Origin of the sequence: Psychrobacter sp. R86515 (assembly GCF_042466315.1) — a bacterium.
GTDB lineage: Bacteria > Pseudomonadota > Gammaproteobacteria > Pseudomonadales > Moraxellaceae > Psychrobacter.
Window position 1 is genome coordinate 1,043,588 of record NZ_JAXHCC010000001.1, and the last position, 18,560, is coordinate 1,062,147.

The 18,560-nt window shown below is 43.6% G+C and carries 17 protein-coding genes and 2 tRNA genes; 10 read left to right on the top strand and 9 right to left on the bottom strand.

Translation table 11 applies throughout. The features are described 5' to 3' along the window. Positions 1–79: 79 nt before the first annotated feature. The gene (locus tag SJY28_RS04425; RefSeq protein WP_379543580.1) at positions 80–1,405 is read right to left on the bottom strand and encodes a D-amino acid dehydrogenase; all 1,326 of its coding nucleotides are present in this window, start codon (positions 1,403–1,405) and stop codon (positions 80–82) included. Between the two features lie 93 nt (positions 1,406–1,498). Further along, positions 1,499–2,251, bottom strand: coding sequence for a YgfZ/GcvT domain-containing protein (locus tag SJY28_RS04430; protein WP_379543581.1), 753 nt, complete (start codon positions 2,249–2,251; stop codon positions 1,499–1,501). 457 nt (positions 2,252–2,708) lie between these two features. On the opposite strand from SJY28_RS04430, the gene SJY28_RS04435 reads away from it, so the two are divergent. Both SJY28_RS04435 and hemL read left to right on the top strand, forming a co-directional pair. Next, positions 2,709–3,062, top strand: a complete 354-nt coding sequence (locus tag SJY28_RS04435; protein ID WP_101211332.1) for a zinc ribbon domain-containing protein YjdM — start codon at positions 2,709–2,711, stop codon at positions 3,060–3,062. Between the two features lie 103 nt (positions 3,063–3,165). Continuing rightward, the gene (hemL, locus tag SJY28_RS04440; RefSeq protein ID WP_379543582.1) at positions 3,166–4,467 is read left to right on the top strand and encodes a glutamate-1-semialdehyde 2,1-aminomutase; all 1,302 of its coding nucleotides are present in this window, start codon (positions 3,166–3,168) and stop codon (positions 4,465–4,467) included. A 161-nt stretch (positions 4,468–4,628) separates the two neighbouring features. Here the strand turns inward: hemL and SJY28_RS04445 are convergent, their stop codons facing one another. Beyond that, positions 4,629–4,964, bottom strand: a complete 336-nt coding sequence (locus tag SJY28_RS04445) for a DUF962 domain-containing protein (RefSeq protein ID WP_227511221.1) — start codon at positions 4,962–4,964, stop codon at positions 4,629–4,631. Positions 4,965–5,424: 460 nt separating this feature from the next. Between SJY28_RS04445 and ppx the strand changes: the two genes are divergently transcribed. The 5 genes from ppx to SJY28_RS04470 all read left to right on the top strand — a co-directional run bounded on the left by ppx (position 5,425) and on the right by SJY28_RS04470 (position 11,409). Next, positions 5,425–6,990, top strand: a complete 1,566-nt coding sequence (ppx, locus tag SJY28_RS04450; protein ID WP_201548998.1) for an exopolyphosphatase — start codon at positions 5,425–5,427, stop codon at positions 6,988–6,990. A gap of 177 nt (positions 6,991–7,167) precedes the next feature. Further along, positions 7,168–7,971: an acetyl-CoA carboxylase carboxyltransferase subunit alpha gene (locus SJY28_RS04455; protein WP_379543583.1), complete on the top strand. Its 804-nt coding sequence runs from the start codon at positions 7,168–7,170 to the stop codon at positions 7,969–7,971. Positions 7,972–8,137: 166 nt separating this feature from the next. Then, on the top strand, positions 8,138–9,709 hold the full coding sequence (tilS, locus tag SJY28_RS04460; RefSeq protein WP_379543585.1) for a tRNA lysidine(34) synthetase TilS: 1,572 nt from the start codon (positions 8,138–8,140) through the stop codon (positions 9,707–9,709). Between the two features lie 177 nt (positions 9,710–9,886). Beyond that, entirely contained in the window at positions 9,887–10,720 is an 834-nt protein-coding gene (gene proC, locus SJY28_RS04465; RefSeq protein ID WP_379543586.1) for a pyrroline-5-carboxylate reductase, read from the top strand. A 128-nt stretch (positions 10,721–10,848) separates the two neighbouring features. Next, positions 10,849–11,409 carry a YggT family protein gene (locus SJY28_RS04470; RefSeq protein WP_224737825.1) on the top strand — a complete coding sequence of 187 codons (561 nt, stop codon included), beginning with the start codon at positions 10,849–10,851 and terminating at the stop codon, positions 11,407–11,409. 108 nt (positions 11,410–11,517) lie between these two features. On the opposite strand, the gene SJY28_RS04475 is transcribed toward SJY28_RS04470, so the two are convergent. Continuing rightward, positions 11,518–12,312 (bottom strand): hydroxymethylpyrimidine/phosphomethylpyrimidine kinase, encoded by a 795-nt coding sequence (locus SJY28_RS04475; RefSeq protein WP_379543587.1) that lies wholly within the window; start codon positions 12,310–12,312, stop codon positions 11,518–11,520. Between the two features lie 351 nt (positions 12,313–12,663). Here SJY28_RS04475 and SJY28_RS04480 point away from each other — a divergent pair. The 3 genes from SJY28_RS04480 (at position 12,664) to SJY28_RS04490 (ending at position 13,976) form a co-directional block, all read left to right on the top strand. Further along, positions 12,664–12,753, top strand: a tRNA-Ser gene (locus SJY28_RS04480). Positions 12,754–12,934: 181 nt separating this feature from the next. Then, a tRNA-Arg gene (locus tag SJY28_RS04485) sits at positions 12,935–13,011 on the top strand. Positions 13,012–13,313: 302 nt separating this feature from the next. Further along, positions 13,314–13,976, top strand: a complete 663-nt coding sequence (locus tag SJY28_RS04490; protein ID WP_379543588.1) for an RDD family protein — start codon at positions 13,314–13,316, stop codon at positions 13,974–13,976. A 78-nt stretch (positions 13,977–14,054) separates the two neighbouring features. On the opposite strand, the gene SJY28_RS04495 is transcribed toward SJY28_RS04490, so the two are convergent. The 5 genes from SJY28_RS04495 to SJY28_RS04515 form a co-directional block, all read right to left on the bottom strand. Next, entirely contained in the window at positions 14,055–15,080 is a 1,026-nt protein-coding gene (locus tag SJY28_RS04495; RefSeq protein WP_379543589.1) for a calcium/sodium antiporter, read from the bottom strand. A gap of 188 nt (positions 15,081–15,268) precedes the next feature. Further along, complete coding sequence (gene panD, locus SJY28_RS04500) at positions 15,269–15,649, bottom strand: aspartate 1-decarboxylase (RefSeq protein ID WP_010196068.1); 381 nt, start codon at positions 15,647–15,649, stop codon at positions 15,269–15,271. Between the two features lie 100 nt (positions 15,650–15,749). Beyond that, positions 15,750–16,331 carry an aminoacyl-tRNA hydrolase gene (gene pth, locus SJY28_RS04505; protein WP_101205142.1) on the bottom strand — a complete coding sequence of 194 codons (582 nt, stop codon included), beginning with the start codon at positions 16,329–16,331 and terminating at the stop codon, positions 15,750–15,752. 176 nt (positions 16,332–16,507) lie between these two features. Continuing rightward, positions 16,508–17,188, bottom strand: coding sequence for a 50S ribosomal protein L25/general stress protein Ctc (locus tag SJY28_RS04510; RefSeq protein WP_057758040.1), 681 nt, complete (start codon positions 17,186–17,188; stop codon positions 16,508–16,510). A 421-nt stretch (positions 17,189–17,609) separates the two neighbouring features. Next, on the bottom strand, positions 17,610–18,557 hold the full coding sequence (locus tag SJY28_RS04515; protein ID WP_057758042.1) for a ribose-phosphate pyrophosphokinase: 948 nt from the start codon (positions 18,555–18,557) through the stop codon (positions 17,610–17,612). Positions 18,558–18,560: the final 3 nt, after the last annotated feature.

Consider the following 18,560-nt stretch of genomic DNA (forward strand, 5'->3'; position numbering starts at 1 on the left):
GTTCATAGACAAACAAAAAAGGCGTTCACGTAAAGTGAGCGCCTTTTTTGTTTGTAATCTGAATACATCGCTAACCCGATCAAACGCTCAGGCCGATAAAATCAAAATCGACATTAGGGGTTTCGCCTTGGATTAATAAACTAAGGGCCTTTGCAGAACCGCAAGAGTGTGTCCATCCCAATGTACCATGTCCTGTATTGAGCCATAAATTATCAAAAGTCGCTGAAGCGTTATGACTGCCATGTTTGACTTGACCGCAGTGCGCACGACCAATCAAAGGTACGTTCGATGGGGTCATCGGGCGCAGTCCTGTCCAATATTGTACCGAGTTTGCAATAATGCCTTTTGGAAATAACTGCTGCACGCGCCGAGTAATGGCTTCACAGCGTGTGGCATTTAAGTCTAAGTTATAGCCATTAAATTCAGCGGTACCAGCGACTCGCAATTTGTCACCCAATCGTGAGGTGACCAGTTTGAATTCATCATCAATTAGACTAACAAAAGGCGCTAAATGCGGCGCACGTGGATTCACCGTATAAGTAGCCGAATAACCTTTTGCTGGAAATATTGGCGCGTGTATGCCCAAAGGTTTTAGCAGAGGTACGCTATAGCTGCCAAGCGCGACCACATGGCTATCAGCCGTGAAAGTCTGCGCATTTTCGCCTTTTGGACGGATAGTAATACTGTGCACATGCGGACGGGCAGAGTCAGCATCAGCATTGAGTGCCAAAATCTCGGTATCATATAAAAACTGTACGCCAGCATCAATGCAGCACTGTGCTAACCGTTGAGTAAATAAGTGTGCATTGCCAGACTCATCACGACTGGTATAGGTCGCCCCAGTGAGCTTATGCGCAATTGGGTAGAGCGCTGGCTCTAAATTGACAGCATTATTGATATCAATGATATGGCGCTCACAACCAAGCGCTTGCATGCGTTCAGTGGGTTCGATAGCCGCATCAAACTCTGCCTGATTGGTATAAAAGTGCATGATACCGCGTGTTTGCTGTTCATAGTTGATGCCAATATCCGCGCGCAGCTGTTGTAAGGTATCTCTTGAATATAGACCTAAGCGCACCATTTGCACGAGATTGGCATCGGCTCTATCGGCGCGGCACTCTTGCAAAAACTGCATGGCCCATTTGAGCTGCGCTTTATCCGCACGCAAGCGATACAGTAGCGGAGCATCTTCTTTAAACAGCCACTTGAGCGCTTTCATCGGGGTCGCAGGATTGGCCCAAGGCGTGGCATGTGAGACCGATATTTGACCGCCGTTGGCAAATGACGTCTGCATGCCTGCTGCTGATTCGCGCTCAATCACAGTCACATCATAGCCTGCCTGACGTAGATACCATGCGGTGGTCACGCCCACCACGCCTGCTCCGAGTACCGCAATATGTGTCATAGGATTCTCTATGCTCATGTTATTCATGACAGGAGCTCTGTATTAAACTACCGTCAACTTAGCTGCGTCGCTTGCCTGATTCGATTTCTATTTTTACTTAGGACGCGCAACATCTACTTGTAGTGCAGTTGGCAAGTCCAATATGCTCAAATTGCTTTCTGCCAATTGTTCAGGACGCGCTACGACCAAAGCGGTAAAGCCATCGTCATTTTTTATCGCATTGACCACTTGGATTTTATCGAGCTTGTCACCTGCGCTTGGTGCTGCACCGATGCCTTGTACATAGTGCAAAAATGCTTTGGGTGCAGATTTAAAGTAGATGCGAGCGATGACTTCCTGACCTAAGTAGCAGCCTTTATCATAGTCCATGCCGCCGCGTTGATGTAGACGCAGCTCTTGTGGTTGGAACTCACCTTGAGTCGCGGCCACAATCCAATAATTACCAGTAGCTAGGCTGCATGCCATCCAAGCCTGCGTATCCTCAGCAGTATTATGGTCGTCTTTATGGCTAAAAGTTGGCTCATTTGCTAGCACGCAAGGATAAACCGCTGCTGGTGCACTGGTCTCAAATTTAGAAAACGCCCCGTACTTATTGAGATGCGCCTGCAAAGACTCAGCACAGTCGCTACTTATGACCACATCATAATGTTTCTCTGCTTGTTTTTTGATCCAGATACCAAACTCAATACGACCTTTTAGGTTACCGATGGCGGCTGCCTGATAGCTAAGCCCGAGCTTGGTAACGTCACAAGTTAATTGCCCTTGCAAGAATTTTTCGGCGTCTTCGCCTTGGATAGTTAATTGCGAAAACTGCGGTACGGCTGATAAATTTGAAGACTGAGTCATTGTTATTATCCTTCTGATGAGAGCTTACTTATTAGGGCATGTCCCTAATTCAAATGTTTATGACTAAATGGGCTAAAAATGGATATATCTTTAGCAAACGGCGTCAAATAGCTTGATATTACCTGCGCTATTTTCCTTGTTTTCCTGCGATTTATCTCATTTTTATCGCCATTTTTAAAATAGGGACACGCCCTAATATAGAGGGTAAATCGAAGTGATAAAAAATTATATGGGCGCTTTTATCATTGACAGTATCTGTGCATATAAATTTAAATGAGGCTAAGAAGAGTACCACAAAAAACCCTGCCATAAAAAACGTCATCAGTAAGCGATGAGTTAAGTGTTAAATTGGGCATAGCGTTTGATTTTCAAGCGTGCAAATTGGTTAAAGATGGTGAGTTACGGTACAATATCAGCTCTACAATTAACCTAATGTACGATGGCTGCCGAGGAAATAATGAGCTTACCAAATTGCCCTAAATGTGATGCTGAATATACGTACGAAGATGGTGCGTTACTGGTATGTCCTATGTGTGCTCATGAATGGACGGCGGCTGAGACTGATGCAGCACAAGCTGAAGACCAAGACGCAGTTATACGTGATGCTGTTGGCAATGAGCTGCAGGATGGCGATGCGGTGACGGTCATTAAAGACCTAAAAGTCAAAGGCTCTTCACTCGTGATTAAAGTAGGGACAAAAGCGAAAAGTATTCGCCTGTTGCCAGATGCTACTGACGGTCATGATATCGACTGTAAACTTGATGGCTACGGACCAATGAAGCTTAAGTCTTCTGTGGTCAAAAAAGCTTAAATTGTAAAAATTTCTTGAAAGATTCGATAATAAACAAATATAAAGCAGACGTTTAATCACAAAACATTGTCGTTATAAATGTCGCTATAAGTAGAGAATAATTATGAGTACTAAAAACGAACAGCTCTTTGCGCAAGCACGCAAACATATCCCAGGTGGTGTCAACTCACCAGTCCGCGCCTTTGCAGGGGTCGGTGGTACGCCAATCTTTATGCACCGCGCCAATGGCAGCAAAATTTATGACACCGAAGACAATGCCTATATCGATTATGTTGGCTCTTGGGGCCCGATGATTTTGGGTCATGCGCATCCAAAAGTCATCGATGCGGTAAAAAAAGCCGCTGATGATGGTCTAAGCTTTGGTACACCAACACCGTTTGAAACTACCGTTGCTGACAAGATTTGTGAAATCGTGCCTAGCGTTGAGATGATTCGTATGACTAGCTCTGGTACAGAAGCGACCATGAGTGCGATTCGCTTGGCACGTGGTTATACTCAGCGTGACAAAATCGTCAAATTTGAAGGTTGTTATCATGGGCATTCAGACAGCCTATTGGTAAAAGCAGGCTCTGGCATGCTTGATATTGGTGAGCCAACGTCAAAAGGTGTGCCTGCAGATTTTGCTAAGCATACGATTACGATTCCTTATAATGATCCGCAAGCGATTAAGGACTGCTTTGAGAAATGGGGTGAAGAAATTGCCTGCGTTATCTTAGAGCCTATCGCTGGCAACATGAACATGGTTATCCCAACACAAGAATTTCATGATACGTTGCGTGCAGAATGTACGGATAATGGCGCAGTATTGATTTTTGATGAAGTGATGACTGGCTTCCGCGTTGGTCTTGGCGGTGCGCAAGCCCATTTTGGTATTGACCCAGACTTGACCTGTTTCGGTAAAATCATCGGTGCTGGCTTACCCGTTGGTGCTTTCGGTGGTAAAAAAGAAGTCATGTCCTGCATCGCGCCACTTGGCGGCGTCTATCAAGCTGGCACGTTATCAGGCAATCCACTAGCAATGCGCGCTGGTATCGCTATGTTTGAAGACTTAACGGCAGAAGGTTTCTACGACAAGTTAGCAGCGAAAGTTGATTGTCTAGTAGACGGTTTCCAAGCAGCAGCTGATAAACATGGCATCCATCTACGTACCAACAAGTTGGGCGGTATGTTTGGCATGTTCTTTGTCAAAGATAACGCAACCGAAACGCCAAAAAACTTCGATGACGTGACAGAGTGCGATATGGACGTATTCAATACTTTCTTCCACGGTATGCTAGATCGCGGTATTTATTTGGCACCATCAGCTTATGAAGCAGGCTTTATGTCTATCAAACATAGCGATGAAGACATTGATGCGTCAATCAAAGCGGCTGATGAGATATTTGCAGAAATGGCAAAGGCATAGTTTAGCCATGTAAGTTATTAGCTAACTAAAAAGTTAAAGCTTAAAGAACCAGCAAGATCGTCCTGTGATCTCTGCTGGTTTTTTTGTTTATCGATATCTTATTTATAATCGTATTGGGAAGAATATAAAGTTTGTCATTTAACTTATATGACGACTAAACGTTATCGTGCTTTATCAAACTTGCGATCTCTCAAGCTTAGATTGCCTCGTAGCACATCGCTATACATACGAAAATCGCTGACAAAGCTTTTCAATGGAAACTTAAAAGAAGCAGGTTTGTTCTTTTCAAAGAAAAAGTGTCCAACCCATGCACAAGCATATCCAGCGGCAATCCCCTTTACCAAAGGCTTAGCTGAGCCAGTTTTGACAGACTTTGCCAGTCCAAGTAAGCCAAAGCTACTGCCTGCGAAATGTAGACGGCGACAGGCCATGTTTTGATGCTCATCTAAGTAAAAATCATAAAATGCCTGTTTAGGCGAACTTTCAGTTTTTACCATGTCTTTTTTAGCGCTACTGATAGGGGTCTCAGTAGTTTGGGTAGCGTCTTTTGTAGTGGTCTGATTCATGTGACTAGCTTCCTTGCTGGTGGGTTTGATAACTATTAATTGCAGATGGTTTTTAACCGATTAGCTGGTGGCTTTTGAAGTGAGTGATACGAATAAAAATTCTGTAAATAACGGTTTTTTATCATGATATTGATAGCTTTCAATGTAGCAAACCGATATGCGTAACACAAGCGCTAGATGCTGAGCCGTTACCTGTCAGCTCATAGGGTGGTCTTCGATGTCCCCACTACAGTTTTGCATTGCTTGCGAGTGTTTGGCATAAATGCTTTAATGATAAAATTGCCCTGATTTTTGTGGTTATGACTTTTTTCTATACATGTGATTTTATAACTATATAGCACGTGATTTTGGTAAACTATCCACTCTCTCTAACACGGTGACGACTTGTCCTATGCCTATTGACTACCTTACGAATCCGCCAATTGGCGATGATGAAATGATGGCAGCCATCGATATTGGTTCCAACAGTTTCCATTTAGCTATTGCTCGTCTTGACCATGGGGAAGTGCGAAAAGTAGTCTCGATGTCTGAAAAGGTACAGCTCGCCGCCGGTTTGGACGAAAATAATATTCTAAGCGCAGCCGCTGAGCAGCGCGGTCTTGACTGTTTAAGCCGCTTTGTGGCGCGCTTGGATTCAGTACCGCCAGAGCGTATTCGTGTGGTTGCGACCAATGCGTTGCGTCAAGCCAAAAACGCCAACGACTTTATTTCCCGTGCCAATAAAATCCTGCCAAAGCCTATTGAGATTATTGCGGGCCGCGAAGAGGCGCGATTGATTTATTTGGGTGTCTCGCATACCAACGAGAGTAGTGATAAACGCTTGGTTATGGATATTGGCGGCGGTTCGACAGAGTTCATTATTGGTCAAAATTTCGATCCATTGTTGACTGAAAGTTTACAAATGGGCTGTGTTTCTTTTACCCAAAAATTCTTTGCTGACGGACTGATTACTAAAGAAGCTTTTAATAGCGCGATTTCAGGTGCACGCAAAGAAGTCTTAGCGATTAATGGTCGCTATCAAAAGACGGGCTGGAGCAGTGTGGTTGGCTCAAGCGGTACGATCAAAGCGGTACGCAATGTCCTAGTGTCAAAAGGTTGGGCCGATGAGCAAGAACGCATTACCTATAAAGGTGTCAAAAAGTTAGAGAAATTGCTGATTAAGATTGGCAATATTGATGATATCGAGTTAGAAGGCGTCAAAGAACATCGTAAAGCCGTATTTCCTGCTGGCGTGGCAGTATTGCGCGCGGTGATGAAAGTGCTGGGCGTTGAAACCATTACCTACTCAGACGGTGCATTACGCGAAGGTGTTATGTACGATATGCTTGGTCGTTTTGCTAGTGAAGATGTGCGTGACCGCAGTGTATTGGCGTTAATCAAGCGTTATTCAGGGGACAAAAAGCAAGCTAAGCAAGTGGTGAAAACCAGCCGTCATTTATTTGAACAAGTAAAAGACAAGCTTGCGCTGTCCAATGATGATTGCGACTTGCTTAGACGTGCTGCTTTCTTGCATGAGATAGGGCTGGCAATCAGTCATAGCAGTTATCACAAGCACAGCGCATATTTACTTGAATACTCTGATATTCCAGGATTCTCGCAAGTCGATCAAAAACGCATGGCGCAGCTGATGCTTAATCATCGCCGCAAGCTCAAAGCCGATATGCTAGAGCAGACTTGTCAGATTGGTGGTGATCAGTTGGTTTATCTCTGCTTATTGTTGCGCCTCGCCGTACTGGCACATCATAGCCGCAGTGATTATGCGCTACCAGAGTTAGAACTAAAGGTAGTCGCTGAAAACAGCTGGCAAATCACCTTAGCGGATAGCAGTGAGCATTATGCGTTCTTGCTCGCAGATTTACGTACGGAGATTGACCAGTTCGCAAAATGGGGCGTACAGCTTAGTGTGATTGAAGCTCAAGAGGCTGAGACTCCAGAGGTTGAGCAGTTACCATTGTAAGTATTGAGTTAAAGATTAACGTAACAAAAGCGGCGTTGTCGATAATGTCATGCTATTTAAGATGTGCTACTATAGCTTCTATTGAGTTTACAACTGTACTTTCATTATCTGAACACGGATAACGATATTATTCTTAAACATAAATACATTAAGTATAATTATTAAAGGGAAGCGTCTATGAGCACTGTCTGGGATAGTGTGCAGCTTGCACGACACGCCAAGCGTCCATTATTTATGGACTATGTTAATCAGCTTTTTACCGAATTTGACGAGTTGCATGGCGACCGTGCTTTTGCCGATGACAAAGCCATTTTAGGTGGTCTTGCGCGTTTTGATGGTCAGCCTGTGATGGTGATTGGTCAGCATCGTGGTCGTAGTACCCGTGAGCGTATTGCTCATAACTTTGGTATGGCCAACCCTGAAGGCTATCGCAAAGTGATTCGTTTGGTCAAAATGGCCGAGCGCTTTGACATTCCGGTGATGACCTTTGTAGATACCCAAGGTGCTTATCCTGGTATTGGCGCAGAAGAGCGTGGACAGGCGCAAGCGATTGCAGAAAGCATTGCTGTATTTTCTAGCCTTAAAGTGCCTGTAATTGTGACTATCATTGGTGAAGGTGGCTCAGGTGGCGCATTGGCAATTGGGGTTGGTGATAAAGTAAATATGCTACAAAACAGCATTTACTCAGTGATCTCGCCAGAAGGTTGCGCTTCTATTCTTTGGAAAACCGCTGAAAAAGCACAAGACGCTAGTGAAGCGCTAAAACTAAACGCCATTAACCTTTATCAAATGGGTTTGATTGACGCTGTCATCGAAGAAGGCGAGGGCGCACATGTGCAGCCACAACCTGTAATGAATGCACTAAAAGCACTGATTACTGAGCAGCTTGATGAAATCAAAGATTTAGATCCTCAAGAGCGTTGCGAACTACGCTATGAAAAGCTAAAGTCTTTCAACTCAGAAGTGATGTTGCCTGCTTAGTTGGTTGCTATGGCGCCTTCATTGTGAAGTCGCTATTATTAATAATAGGCTTTTCATATTAGAGTCTGAGTCTTAATGCTAAAATAAAAACGTGTCATTTAATGGCACGTTTTTTTATGGCTGTTACTATATGAAGCATATAACGTAACTAAAAATAAGGCTGAATATGACCAGCAGTGCAATCATCTCATATCCTATTAAATCAATTTCCGATTTGCCAGTTGATGAGACACTAGCAACCGCATTATTGAGCAGTATGTCTGTTTATAGTGATCAGTTGCATGGTCGTCGTCTTTGGCTGGCATGTAGTGGTGGGCGTGATTCATTGGCACTTGCGGCGCTGTGTGTGCAGCTCTACCGACAAGATAAATTGCCATGTCTGCCGCAGCTGTTACATGTCGATCATGGCTTACAGTCGGATAGTCAGTACTGGGCTAAGCATGTTACCAATTGGGCGCAAGCGCAGCAGATACCTTGTCGCATTTTACAGGCGCAAGTGAATGGACATGATGAGCAGGCTGCTCGGCAAGCCCGCTATAACATCATGCGTGCTCATATCAACCAAGACGATGTATTGCTATTAGCGCATCACGCTGATGACCAAGCTGAAACGGTATTAATGCGGCTCATTCAAGGCGCTGGAGTCAATGGTCTCTCTGGTATGCAGCCATGGCGAGTGCAAACGCAGGGCGCACAGCGCAATATCTTGTGGCGACCTTGGCTCACGATACGACGAGCCACTATTAGCGCCTACGCCAAGCGCTTAGAGTTGCCTTATATAGATGATCCTACCAATGACAGCGGCGACAACGTACGTAGTGGGCTACGCCGCGACATTATGCCAATACTGGCTACATACAATCCTAATGTCATTGATAATATCGCTCGAAGTACGCAGCTGTTAAGTGATGCACAGGAAACAGTCAATGCTCAAGCTATGCAGGACATGCAGCAGACGGAGAGTGCAGACCTGCAATTTTTACCCGCACAGCGCTCGCTAAATGTCGATGTGTTGCAAAAGCTACCCATGTATCGTCAGCGGCAATTATTGCACTATTGGCTCGGTCAAGATGAGCCGTTACCGCCTGCTAAGCAACTCGTCGATGATGTGCTAACTCTCAGCCAACGTGATGACCAAGATCATCAAACAGAACTGTTTTGGCAAGGTCGTAAGGCATCTTATACCGTTCGCCGCTATCGTCAGCAGCTCTATCGTATGAGCAGCGAATGGCTGTCTTGGCTAAACGTACCGCTGACCGAGCAGGTGCTGACTTTATCTAATAATTTATTTAGTCATTCAGCTGATAATTTAACATCAATCATCATGCGTAGCAGTGATCGTTATACTTGGCAGTTGCAAGTGAAAGTAGATGCGCTGGTACGATTGTTAGAAAATAGTGCGGACGGTATAGCACAGCAGGCAGTGTTAAAAATAGCACCGTTAGACCGTAAACAGCGGTTAAAGACTAAGATGGCTGCGCGCCCACAAGCAGGCAAAAAACTGTATCAAACGCTTGGGATTCCACTATGGCTACGGGAAAGCTTAATGGTAGTCAGCATTACCTTTATAAAAAAATCTGAAGATGGAGGTGATATACAAACTGATATTCCTCTATTACTAGCGTCGCCATTTGAGAGTTGGCTCTTGAGTTCTGAGCAGACCGATAACGATACCGATAGCGATGCTAAAAGCAATCAATTGGCTGAGTACATTGCAAGTGAGCTTAGTCTAAAATAGAAAGCGTCAAAAGTTTAATATCCGTTGGCTGACTCATTGATTTTTATCAGGTTGATGTTAGCTGTGACATTTTGAATTTATCAAACGGTGATAGTGGCAGTATGATAAACTGAGTGTCGTTTTACATATCAGTATGTTAAGTTGAATACCTTTGAATTTTGTGACTAGGAGACAAGTATGTCGGTATTAGATAATAAAAAAATCAGTTTTATTGGTGGCGGAAACATGGCACAAGCGCTCATTAGCGGGCTTGTGGGTTGCGGCATCAAACCAAACTTAATCACGGTCGCCGATCCTAGCAGCGATGCACGTGAGCAATTAGCTGCCAAAGGTCTAAATACTGTTGACCCAATGGCTGATCCAAAGTCTGCTGTGATCGGTGCGGATATCGTAGTGCTAGCAGTCAAACCACAAATGATGAAAGTAGTGGTAAGTGCTTTTGCTGATGTACTAGACACTCAATTGGTTATTTCAGTAGCGGCAGGTTTGTCGACTGATCTTTTGTCAAACATGCTAGGCGGCTATAACAATATCGTCCGTGCAATGCCAAACACACCTTCTATGATTCAAATGGGTGCAACTGGCCTTTATGGTACAGATAACATTTCAGCAGAACAGAAGCAGCTAGCAACGGCTGTTATGGAAGCCTCAGGTTTGGTCATGTGGGTTGATGACGAAGAGCATATGCATGCCGTTACAGCCGTATCAGGTTCAGCGCCAGCGTATATGTTTTACTTCATTGAATCGATGGTCGATGGGGCAGTTGCATTAGGGCTGGATAAAGAACAAGCCTCAGCGCTTGCTATGCAGACTATGTTAGGTGCTGCAAAAATGGCGATGAACAGTGATGATGCACCAGCTGAACTGCGCCGTAAAGTTACTTCGCCGAACGGTACTACTCAGGCAGCGGTCGAGTCAATGCAAGCCAATGAGATTGGTCGTCAAATCAGCGAGGCCATGCAAGCTTGCTATGCTCGTAGCCAAGCGTTAAGTGAAGAGATGAGTAAGTAAACACTAACAAGGTGTGCTGTGAGTCACCACTGACGACACACCTTATGTAATCATCAGCGTCTGATAATGACATTTGTCATCCTAGAATCTGTTAATAATGTCACATTGAGTAGCACTTCATGAACAACATGTTATTTCAAATTTTTGATTTGGTCACCACATTCGCTATGATGCTGGTGTTTATTCGTTTTATGTTGCAGTTTGCAGGAATGGATGCGAGCAATCCGATGATTGCACCTGCTTACAAAGCAACGCATATCGTCGATGTGTTTGGGCGTATTTTCCCGACTGTTGCACAGGGTCGTATTAGTATTGCCGCTATCGTACTAATGTTTTTGATTCGTCTAATCGACATTTCTGGAAAAGCCGCATTGACGCATAAAGGTATTGCCCCTGTACCGCTATTCTTTACGGGTACGACTAGCTTATTATTAGACTTTTTACGCATGTGTCGCTACTTGGTGATTGGTTCTATCATCGTTAGCTGGATTGTGGTGTTTACCAGATCTGAGCATCCGATTATTGGCATTATCATTAATTTGGCTGAGCCTATTTTGGCTCCGTTTCGTCGTATTACGCCGAATTTAGGTATGCTAGATTTATCGCCAATGGTGGCTTTCTTAGCATTTTATTTGCTAGAGATATTCATCGGTGGTTTGGCCGCGAGTGTGTTGCCAACCTTGGGTTAACCCTAATAGAATTAAATCTAAAAACTGTCATAAAAAAGGCGTTCTATAAAAATATAGAGCGCCTTTTTTGCGTCTGCTACTTGGGTAAGCTATAGCTTGTTAGATATGCTAAAAACGAACAAAGCGATTTGGTATGACCTGAGCTTGAGCATCATCAGGATGCGGTGCATCAGCTGCCCGCAATGTCTGGGTAATCCAACTGTCTGCCGCTTGCACAGCATCGATAAGAACATCGCCCATTGCCAAGCGTCCAGCGATAAAGCTGGCGAGTGAACATCCTGAGCCATGGAACTCACCATCTAAGCGCGGCAAGGTGCTTTTATGGACCATTTCCCCCTGTATATATAAGTACTGCTCGATGTCACCGCTATCAAAATCATGTGAGGTTTTTACGAGTACCGCATGAGCGCCTTGAGCACATAGCTTTTGTGCACCGACATGCAGGTCTTGCTCTCCGCTAAGCGCTCGTAGCTCGTGAGTATTTGGGGTGACTAAAGTGGCGTAGGGCAGCAATTGTCTAAAGGCGCTAACCAAAGTTTTTTCATCGCCCAAACTGCCCCCGCTATTCGCGACTAGTACAGGGTCTAAGACAAATGGCATGTCGTTATCGATAACTTGATTAGCAAATAGTTCGGTCAACATTGCGATATTATCAGTGGTACCGAGCATACCTGATTTGATAGCACTAACAGGTAAGTCATCAAGTACTGCAGTAGCTTGAGCTTTTACCAATGATGCCGCACAAGCCTCAAAGCCAAATACCTGCTGTGAGCTCTGGATAGTGACTGCTGTACACGCGATGGCTGCATGTGCCCCTGACTGTCCAATGGCCTCGATATCCGCTTGTAATCCAGCACCGCCTGAAGGATCTAATCCTGAAAAACACAGTACGACAGGTCGCATAACAGCTCCTTTTGAGATATTTTGAAGTAAGTGACAAATACTATAGCCACCTACTACTAAAAAATCTATCATAGTCTTATGCTTGTCGATTAGGTATAAGACGGTAGAATGATGAAAACTAATATTAATAAGCAGTTTAGTTGTTGTATTTAGCAATGATATGTCGCAATTTTCCGTATAAAAATGCAATATAAGTACTTATATCTATAATTTTGATAAAAGCCGCATTAAATCTGTAGACAACGCTTGCAATTCGTTTTGGCTTTGTTATAATACTCGCCCACGACATGAGACGTATTGTTAGCATCAATACTATGTTTATAGAAATTTTATAAATGTCTTGAATCGTTAGGTGAAGTGGGTGAGTGGCTGAAACCAGTTCCCTGCTAAGGAACCATACGTGTAAGCGTATCGAGGGTTCGAATCCCTCCTTCACCGCCATTTATTCAGTTGTTATTAGAGTAATAACGCAATATACTGCGTTAAACATTTTAATAATTAATTCAAAAAATAATTTGTTTTAATTAAAAAAAATGTTGACACAAGCGATATTATCTATATAATGACCAACCTAATTTACTGCAAAAGATATTATCTTCGCAGTGGATAAAGTGCAAAATACGCGCCTGTAGCTCAGTTGGATAGAGCACTTGGCTACGAACTAAGGGGTCGGGAGTTCGAATCTCTCCAGGCGCACCATTTGCATAATAGCTTAACTTAAGCTAAAAATTATTAAAATAATCGCCTGTCTTATGACAATTGGCGGTTTTTTTATGTCTGTAACTTTTACCCTTCTACTTATTTATTCTACGACCATCTCTTGTATATAGCATGATTGGATAGCCAACTAATAATATTAAAGAGCAATCTATGATATTGGACAGTCGTCTACGATGTTAGGCCATCTACGATGTTAAATAGTCATCTAGGATAATGTACGATAGCCCCACCATTTACGGTACAATAGCGTTACTATTCACTGCTTGCTATGAGCTTGTACCATGTCAAAAAGTCCATCTAAACGTCCGTCAAAAACCACTCGCAAATCAAAGCCTCTATCGAGTGCGCCTGTACAGCAAGATCCTAACGAAGAGCCAACCATCGCTAAGCCTATGATTCGTGTCGTGGCGATTCTCTATGATGGCATGCTGATTTTAGCATTACTGTTTTTGGTAGGGACGATACTAACCGTGGTTGGTACGCTGTTGACTATGGAGACGGGTACCGAGTCATCACAAGCTCAATCACTGCCGCTTTGGTATCAGAACGCCATTATGACGCCGTCATTTGTACTGACGCTCGTGGCATTCTATGGGATATTTTGGCGCCGTGGTGGTCAGACATTGGGTATGCAGACGTGGCGGTTAAAAACGATCAATGATGCGGGTCAATGGCTAACGTGGGGTCAGTCGTTTAAGCGTATTTTGGCCGCTTGTTTGATGCCGCTGATTTTTGGCATTATTGGCAGTCTTATTGATGGATCACGCGCCGCCTTATTGGCCAGCGCGTTTCTTGGTTTGGTATTCAACTATGTGTTCTGTCTGTTCAACCCTCGCGGTCTGGCAGTACAAGATATGCTATCCAACACCATCACCCTAAAAATGCCGAAAGTGGCACATGAAGGGCTATGGCGCGGTTTTAAAAATCGTAAGAAAAAATCGTAGTCTGATTTGATTAACGTAATAACTTTTATTGACGTAAAATTTAGTTGTACCACTGCTCAGCTGGTTCAGCCTAAATAGTTACACACTGACGCTTTGAATCAGCCATGCGGTGTAGCCCATAAAGAACAGCACCAACGTGGCACCTGACGTACGACCAAACTGGCGTTTTGTTTTAAAGGCAAATACACACAGGGTAACTAGCAATATCGTCAATAGTCCCATTGCCATTACATCACGCGACAAAATCACTGGATCGGCGGCGATAGGAGCAATGACCGTTGCCAAGCCGACAACTGCCAAAGTATTGAAAATATTAGAGCCGATGATATTGCCAAGTGCCATATCATGCTCGCCTTTACGGGCTGCTGATAAGCTCGATACCAGTTCAGGTAATGATGTCCCAACTGCGACAATCGTTAGACCAATGATAAGCTCACTGAGCCCCCATAGCGTTGCTAACTCGACAGCGCCCCAAACGATAGCACGTGAGCTAGCTACTAGCATTAGCATACCGATAATTAAACTGACAAGACCACGCGTTACGCTTGGTTCTAGCTTTTCTAAGCTCTCTGAGTTATTTAAGTGCTCTAAGTTATTTGAGTGCTCTGAGTCAGCATTAGCCACGACTATATCGTCTTCGTGCTCATGATAGCCTTCGCGTATACTCATTATGATCTGTAGTCCTAAGACGGCAACCAATAGTATTAATAGTACGATACCATCAGCTTGGCTCAGTGTCCCATCACGTAGCTGCCAAGCGGCGATGACAGTAATCAGTAGCAGCAAGGGCAAGTCGCGCTTTACGATGCCTCTACGGATGATAATAGGACTAATCAATACGGTTGCACCGAGTACCAATGCGATGTTGATGATATTTGAGCCATAAGCGTTACCTAGAGCCAGCTCAGGACTGCCTTCTATTGCTGCTAGTACTGATACCACCATCTCAGGCGCTGACGTGCCTATACCCAATATTAAGACACCAATTAAGAAGCTAGGCACACTAAACTTCTTTGCTAGTGCTGTCGCCCCATCAATAAAGACATCGGCACTCCAAACTAAAATTGCTAACCCAATCAGTATTGCAAGCGCGGCCAACCACATCAGTATGTTTCCTTGTATATGATAAAAAATGTGAATTTGATAAATAAAAGTGGCATAAAAAAAGCCGAATCTTGATTTAGATTCAGCTTTCCCTTTAGCATCGAGATTTTTAGTAATAATAGCAGCTAATTCAAAGATGTAACTTTGTGTTTATCTTAAATTTACCAAAACCTCACCATCCTGTCATATTAAGCAACTTGTACAGGAATGATATTTGCTGTGTCTTTAACTGTGTTGTCTTCGTTGCAATAGACCAGTTTTGGCTGATACGTTGACGCTTCAACTTCATCAAAATGTGCATATGCGCAAATGATAACGATATCGCCCAAATCTGCCATATGTGCAGCAGCACCATTCAATGAGATAATACCAGAGCCTGCTTCAGCACGGATAGCATAGGTGCGAAACCGCTTACCGTTGGTCACGTTATAGATATCAATAGATTCATTTTCGCGTAGACCAGCAAGATCTAATAGATCACCGTCGATACCGCAAGAGCCTTCGTAATGAAGCTCGGCATGGGTAACACGGGCACGGTGTAATTTGCATTTAAGCATATTAAGTAGCATAGGTTGGTTCCTTGGCGTAACTGATATTAATTAACTAAATCAAAAGGTTAATGGGGATAAAACTGCCAAAATAAAAGGTCGTTATCATTGAACGACTATATTATTCTGGTAATTTAAAGCCATTAATTTGTGAACGTGCTTTTTCGACATCACCATCTAACAATAATGGGAGCGCTTCAAAAGCAGCTGTCAACGCGCTATCAATCGCAATCTGCTCATCGGGAGATGCTTTAGAGAGAACGTGTCCACTAACTTTAGACTTGTGACCAGGATGGCCGATACCCACACGCAGGCGATGAAAATCATTGCCAATATGCGGCGTGATATCACGTAGGCCGTTGTGACCACCATGTCCACCGTCTGTTTTGAGTTTGATACTACCAGCTGGAATATCGAGCTCATCATGAGCAATCAACAATTCATCATTTTTGATGCCATAGAAATTTACCATAGGCACCACTGACTGACCAGATTTATTCATAAACGTCAGCGGCATAAGTAAACGCACATCAGACCCATGAATTTGCCCACGCCCTGTCACTCCATGAAACTTCTTATCAGGGGAGAGCGTGATATTAAACTGCTGAGCCAAATGATGGACAAACCAAAATCCTGCATTATGACGCGTAAACATATACTGCTGACCAGGATTACCAAGACCGACAATAAGCTTTATGGCCATAAAAACACCCTGCTTGAATTTGATAAATAGGGGTAAGGTTTAAAGTACTGATAGACAGTTTATTTTCAAACCTTACTTACAAAAACAGCAGGAGATTTTAATCACCTGCTGTCTTATTGACTAAACGAATGTATCACTAACCAGCACAAAATAATGCACTAGTTAGAAATAGTATATTACTCGCTGTCTTTGTTTTCTTCAGTACCGTCGTTTTGCTCAGTTGCTGGTACTTCATCAGCATCAACGTCAGCATCAGCATCAACTTCTTCTACTGTTGGTGGCTGCATGTTAACGATAGTACGGTCATGACCGTCTTCTAGCTCAAGCTCATGAATAACAACGCCTTCAGGAAGTTTGATGTCTGATAGACGGAACAAGTCACCGATTTCCATGCCAGATACATCTACTTCTAGGTATTCAGGAAGTTGTGATGGTAAGCAGATAACTTCGATATCAGATACTAGAGTAGATAGTACACCAGCAGCAGCAGTACCAGGCGCATCTTCACGACCAGTGAAATGAACAGGAACGTTCATGTGAATTTTCTGACCTTTTACAATGCGCTGGAAATCAGCATGCATTGGGAAGCCTTTAGCTGGATGGCGCTGCAAGTCTTTGATAACTGCTTGATGCTCTTCACCGTCAACGTTGATAGTCAAGATGTGTGAGAAAAACGCTTCGAATTCTAGTGATTTTACTAGTTCGTTAAGCTTGATAGAGATAGCTGTTGGCTCTTCGTTACCACCATAGATGATAGCAGGAACTAGGTTCTGCTTACGTAGGCGGCGGCTCGCACCTTTACCTTGTAGTTCAGCAGCACGATCAACGGCGTTTAGTTCAAAATGATTAATGCTCATGGATATAATCCTATAAAAAAAATGATGAAGTGTCTGGTCATAAAAAAGTGGATTTGCGACCAATCCACTAATACGTGATGATAGCTAAAATTATCGTTACGAATAAAACTCGTAATGTCTAAGCTTAGCCATTTGCTTATAGCAGTGCTCGCTATGATAATTACCATAACGATGGTTGCTGTTAAGCATGATCAGCACTTTTGATAGTGCTAGCCTAATAAAAACAACGAAAAGGTCAGCACAGGCGCGCATTATACGTGATTCTGTAGCAATAATAAAGACCTACGCAAAATGCCTACACAAAACAAAGCGCCAAGTAAGGATACTTGACGCTCTGTTTTTTAACTATTCAAGATATATTTCAGCAGTCATTGCTACTAAGAATTACTGCAATAGCTGTTGAAAAAGCAGCTGTATTAAATTAAGCGTCAAACATCGCGCTAATAGATTCTTCGTTATTGATACGGCGTAAGCTTTCAGCTAGCATCGGTGCAATACTTACCTGACGGATTTTGCTACAGGCTTTGGCTTCAGCAGATAATGGAATCGTATCGGTCACAACCACTTCATCCAATGCAGATTCACTGATGTTTTTCAGTGCGTTACCTGATAGTACAGGGTGCGTGATGTAAGCTAAGACGCGACGGGCACCATTTTCTTTTAATGCTTCAGCGGCTTTACATAATGTACCTGCAGTATCGACCATATCATCAACGATAACGCAATCACGGTCACGAACATCACCAATGATATGCATTACTTGTGACTCATTGGCACGAGCACGGCGCTTATCAATAATTGCCATGTCGGTATCGCCTAACTGCTTGGCCATTGCACGTGCACGAACCACGCCGCCTACGTCAGGTGAAACAACCATGATGTTGTCATAATCTTGTTTTTGTAGGTCGTTTAGCAATACAGGTGTGCCGTAGATATTGTCTACAGGGATATCAAAGAAACCCTGAATCTGATCTGAGTGCAAATCAACAGTCATTACGCGATCGATACTGACGATGTTTAGCATGTCAGCGACCACTTTAGCCGAGATAGGTACACGAGCTGAGCGTGGACGGCGATCCTGACGAGCATAACCAAAATATGGCATGACAGCTGTGATACGGCCAGCACTAGAGCGACGCAAAGCGTCAGCCATCATCATGATTTCCATCAAGTTGTCGTTGGTCGGTGCACAAGTAGGCTGCATGATAAACACATCTTTACCACGTACGTGTTCTTTGATTTCCACGGCAATTTCGCCATCAGAAAAACGCGTGATGTCAGCTTTACCAAGAGGTATGTGAAGATGATCGGCTACGGTTTTTGCTAATTCTGGGTGGGCATTACCCGTAAAAATCGCCAAATAAGGCATGAC